Genomic DNA, 290 nt, shown 5'->3' with positions numbered 1-290 from the left:
TGTCTGGTTACCCTTCTGGACACCCAATATTACAGGCTCTGACGGAGTATAATCGACTGGTTAAAGCGCAATATTTACTTGACTACATCGACGATGCCAGTTTGCGGCAGTATGTGCAACGTGCCCTGAACCGGGGAGAAGCATGGCACTTCCTTAGACGAGCCATTGCGTCGGTGAATGGTGATCAGTTCCGTGGCAAAAACGAGTCTGAAATCGCTATCTGGAATGAATGCGCAAGATTGCTTGCCAACGCGATCATCTACTTCAACTCCGCGATACTGAGTCATCTT

At 48.6% G+C, this 290-nt stretch carries 1 protein-coding gene; it reads left to right on the top strand.

Translation table 11 applies throughout. The features are described 5' to 3' along the window. Positions 1–290, top strand: a 290-nt coding sequence (locus ACFI6L_RS20345; protein WP_462574708.1) for a Tn3 family transposase, incomplete at both ends; no start/stop codon positions are given.

The organism is Alteromonas sp. G4i35 (assembly GCF_054960375.1).
Note: the sequence above shows the minus strand (reverse complement) of the source record. Positions and strands in the feature narration are given on the sequence as shown.